We start from the raw sequence: 4,331 nt of genomic DNA, 5'->3' as shown, positions 1-4,331 counted from the left end.
TGGGGCAATTCTGTTGAAAAACTCGCGGCTACTTTCGGCAGTCTTTTGACCTAGCTTTTTATAATGGCCTATTTCTTCGGGGTGCTCGCTTCAATTGGCCGTTCTAAGCGGCGTTTTGGAGAGTGGCAGACGGTTTGGTGGCGTATTTGGCGAGTTTTCTAAGGTTTTGAGTTGTTGCGGCGAGAAGAAATTCGTCATTGGCCCCAGTAGGGCCTCGCAACCTTAATCGTCGGAAGCGATGTTGGCACTTCAAGTGCGCGAAGCTCATCTCGACCTTCTTTCGATCCCGTCTCGATTGTTCATATTCATGCGTTCCGCGTAATCGTTTCACCTTATCGCGGGCATGTTCGTAGATGGACCGACTGACTTTTCGGAACGGCGCAGATGGACAGCAATTGGATTTGAGGGGACAAACGGCGCAATCGGTATTTCGCGACCGATACATTCTGCGATTATCTTTCGAGATGCCAGAGCGCGGTGTTTTGTAGTTTCTCCAGAACTGACGCAGCTCCTTTCCAGCAGGACACGTGAAGACGTCTCGGTCTTCGTGATACTGGAAGTCTTTGATGGTAAAGTTTGTCGTTGGTGCGCCTGGGGTCTCGAAGAGCGCGACATGCGGCTCGATTTGTTTCTCATCGACCATCCAGCCCAGCATTTCCGCTGAGCCGTAAGCAGCATCTCCCATCAGGCGTCTTGGCTTGAGCCCAAACCGATCTTCGGTTCGGTCGATCATGATCTTGGCCGCTTCAACCTCGGCTTTGCGATAAGCGGGTGTTGGCTCAACATCGACGATGACGGATGTCTCGACATCCAGGAGATAGTTGGTTGCCCAGGTGAAACGGGCCTGTCCGCCAATTGCAGCCGTCCACCGTGCCGTCGGATCCGTGAGCGAGATCTTCTTGCGTGGCGCACCATCCTGATCGATCGCATCAAGATATTCGGTAACTGGTCTCGACGCGATCTTCGGATCAGACCAATCAATCGGCTCACCCGCCTCGACGGCATGATCCTCACTCGCATCGGCGCGGATCATGCTGGCATCAACCGCAAAGCCTTCGCCTTTGACGAGACCTTCCGACATGCAGCTGAACACGACCTGCTCGAACAATTTCCGGAAGAGATCACTCTCACGGAACCTGCCATGACGTGCCTTAGAAAACGTCGAGTGATTGGGGACACGGTCCTCAATGCCCAGCTTACAGAACCATCGATAGGCAAGGTTCAAATGAACCTCTTCACACAAACGACGTTCAGATCGGATGCCATAGCAGTATCCAACAATCAGCATCCGGCACATCAGTTCCGGATCAACCGATGGTCGTCCCGTGTGACTATAGAAGGGCTTCAGGTGCGCCCGGATATCATCGAAATCGAGGAACCGATCAATCTTTCTAACCAAGTGATCCGCCGGAACCATCTTATCCAGTGAGAACTCATAGAACAGCTTTGCAGCGTCTTCTTCCAATCGTCCCATCATCGCGCATCTCCTCGATCTGCACGAAAATCACTGAATCAGAATTCGCCCATTTTGACTCGGAGTTTTTCAACAGTATCGGGCGAGTTTAAGCCGCTGAGTTAAGGTCCGCTTTCAGCCTCATCATTGACCGTGAGTCGAGCTAAAGTGTTCAATCAATGTACTTCCCAAACACCGGTTCCGTTAGATAGGTCGAGAGCGCGAGCGAGAGCGTCACACCTATGACGATCACCAAACCGTCTTCGCCCAAAGAAATGATCTCCAAACCAACCAAAAGCACTGCCAAAGCGCCCAACAGGAAGATCGGACCAGAATAGAAACAATGACGTCTACGACATCGCCGGGCATTTAGAACGCACGCCGCACCCATCCAAAACAATGCCGCACTGAGAATGGCTATGATCGCCACTAGGGGAACCATGTCCTGCAAGAAGTTCGATCCGATCAGGATCAATACCGGGAGTCCCCAAGACGCGAGAAATGGCAGCGGTCGAGAAGCATGGTCATTGGTTCGATGGTCAACCACCGCAACAATCCCCGACCTGGATCGGCGGACAAGCAACGTCTCCAAATGAACAATACACGCAACAGTCACCCGGATTAGGCTTAAGGACCGCGCCACACCCTTTGCAATCATAGAAGAACTGACATGCATTTGTCGGCATGACGTCCTTTGATTGATGCCCGCATTGCGGGCAGGTCAGTGTGGATTCTGCAATGAAGTCGCCGCTCACATTAAGTTCAGCCATTCCAAGATTTCCCTCTCATAAGATGGCAGCACGTGCGCTACCCCCACCAATGCGAAGCCGATCACAAGCAAGACGATTACTCGCATGCTTGGTCTGCCATTTCGAAATGCAAATAAGACTGCCGCGCCCAGTAAGGCTAATGTGACCCACTGGAACAGCGCTTGATTGCGAGCAAAAAAACCAAGCTTTGCAACCAGTGCGGTACTGACGCCGAGGTTCACCAGAATGATCGGTAGAACGCAGCAGGACGCGCCAATAAATGCAAAGACGCTTGCTAGCACGCCGCCACTTGCGAACCAGCCACCGCTCTTTCCACTATCACGCTTGGTTTCAATATCATCAGACATGTGCGTAATATAAAACCTGTAGCTACTACAGGTGCAAGCATGACTGACTTCACAATTGGGAGATTGAGTTCAGCGACTGGCGTGAAGATAGAAACCATACGTTACTACGAGAAAATCGGCATAATGCCCAATCCTCCGCGCTCGTCGGGGAAGCAGCGTATTTACAGTCCGACACACCTAGCACGATTGAATTTTATCAAGCGAAGTCGGGACTTAGGCTTCGGATTAGACGCGGTCCGTTCAATGCTTGGCCTCAATGACGAGACGCCTTCATGTGGCGACGTACACGCACTTACAACCGAACACTTAGCGGAGGTGCGTCAGAAAATCGCTGATTTGAAACGTTTGGAACGAACGCTGAGCGAGATCACCAAGGAGTGCGCGCGTGGTGACACCCCAGACTGTCCAATAATTGATGCCCTCTCAATTTAGAGCTCAGAACTAGAATCTGTCCTTGGTGTCTTTGGTGTTCGATGGTCCCAACTCGGATAAAATGAGCGACCAGTTTAGGGCGCCTTAAGCCCCTGTAGGCCCTCCAGTTCTCCAGACCTAGAGCGAATCAGTCATCTGAGTATCACTTCCCAAGTCCACGTTTCTTTCCGATCTGCCACGAAATATGATCCCCCCTTACCGTCCCTGCGATGGCTTGCCCGCGTGCTCGGTCCAGGATCTTACGCCAAGGTGCCAGTGTGAAAGTCTTGCCGCGATCAATAACGGCAAATTTCCCTTCAGGTGTTGATATGGATTCTCTGTAGACCCCCTCAACCACACCTGATTTAGGCAATGAGTGAAAGTCTTTTCCCAACTTTTTTGCGAGTGCCTCACCATGATGGCTTAGCCCCAGTCGTTTCAAAGCTTCGTAGTGTTTGCGGTTCAAATGGCTTTGGGCTCCTTCGATAATGCCGCGCTCTTGCAGCACCGAAAGTCGTTTTTCAATCGCCGTCTCAACCTCTTGTCCAAATCCATAGGCTGGTCCCTCCGCTTTGGGCATCTTGTCCAACCAGGTCAGTCCGTTTGCTTCTACTTGAGCGGTAACATCGCCCCAACTCTCCACATGAATACGGACGCCGGTTTTGTTCGCATGGAGCTCCTGATGACGCCGCACGTCAGCCAAATAGTTGTCAGGAATATTCCAAGTTCCATCCTTATTGCGCAGGGCGATCCCCCGTCGCCGCATCGCTTCTAATCGCCGCACATGCGCACGGACAAATTCTGATGTGGCGCGAGGGTCAGATTGTTGATGCAAGGCCGCTGAATAGATTCCTCCGTTCGCCGAAGCAATTGAAGCGATTGTTCTATCTGATTTTCTAGGTGCCATATCAGGCGGCGACAGCGTCACGATCATACCGCGCTGAATGCCATCTAAATCATCGGCATTGGAGATTGAAGAAGTTGTGACGCGGCCATCCATCCCATCGACGATGAGATAGGGTACATCGTGGCCTTCCCCGCCCATCCCTTTACGCAGGACCGCACCGGTGATCGGAACCTGTCCGGCACCACCAGAAAACGGCCTTGCCGCGTCGACGGTGCGGCCTTTGCGTCCGTGAAGGGCGCGGTGCATTTGTTTGATGATGTCGCGGCGAAGACCCAATTCTCTTAGCGTGGTTTCAAAACCATCTGACAGTTGCCATTTTTGGCGATCTATCGGCTGAGCCAACCCGAGCGATTTCAATTTGCGCAATCTGGCGATATTGACTGTGCTCTGCCCCACAGGGGTGGTCCACCGGTAATGTTAGTCCGGCGGTTTCCACGTAGCGG

Annotated in this window: 6 protein-coding genes; 1 reads left to right on the top strand and 5 read right to left on the bottom strand. The window is 52.3% G+C overall.

What is annotated here, in order from left to right; translation table 11 throughout:
• Window positions 1-103 precede the first annotated feature (103 nt).
• The 4 genes from D1227_RS04975 to D1227_RS19760 form a co-directional block, all read right to left on the bottom strand.
• Window positions 104-1,477: a transposase gene (locus D1227_RS04975; protein WP_119404061.1), complete on the bottom strand. Its 1,374-nt coding sequence runs from the start codon at window positions 1,475-1,477 to the stop codon at window positions 104-106.
• 148 nt (window positions 1,478-1,625) lie between these two features.
• A complete protein-coding gene (locus D1227_RS04970; protein ID WP_119455284.1) occupies window positions 1,626-1,928 on the bottom strand; it encodes a hypothetical protein in 303 nt (100 codons plus the stop codon).
• Between the two features lie 64 nt (window positions 1,929-1,992).
• A complete protein-coding gene (locus D1227_RS20410) occupies window positions 1,993-2,223 on the bottom strand; it encodes a GDCCVxC domain-containing (seleno)protein (RefSeq protein WP_119404059.1) in 231 nt (76 codons plus the stop codon).
• Entirely contained in the window at window positions 2,205-2,570 is a 366-nt protein-coding gene (locus D1227_RS19760; RefSeq protein ID WP_147373262.1) for a hypothetical protein, read from the bottom strand. The genes D1227_RS20410 and D1227_RS19760 overlap by 19 nt, the downstream gene beginning before the upstream one ends.
• A gap of 39 nt (window positions 2,571-2,609) precedes the next feature.
• Here D1227_RS19760 and D1227_RS04960 point away from each other — a divergent pair, with 39 nt between their 5' ends.
• A complete protein-coding gene (locus D1227_RS04960) occupies window positions 2,610-3,002 on the top strand; it encodes a MerR family transcriptional regulator (RefSeq protein WP_119404058.1) in 393 nt (130 codons plus the stop codon).
• A 142-nt stretch (window positions 3,003-3,144) separates the two neighbouring features.
• Here D1227_RS04960 and D1227_RS04955 read toward each other — a convergent pair whose 3' ends face one another.
• Window positions 3,145-4,284 (bottom strand): DUF3363 domain-containing protein, encoded by a 1,140-nt coding sequence (locus D1227_RS04955; protein ID WP_119404057.1) that lies wholly within the window; start codon window positions 4,282-4,284, stop codon window positions 3,145-3,147.
• Between the last annotated feature and the right edge of the window lie 47 nt (window positions 4,285-4,331).

Source organism: Henriciella mobilis (assembly GCF_003576315.1).
GTDB classification, from domain to species: domain Bacteria; phylum Pseudomonadota; class Alphaproteobacteria; order Caulobacterales; family Hyphomonadaceae; genus Henriciella; species Henriciella mobilis.
This window is presented reverse-complemented; position numbering and strand designations above follow the sequence as displayed.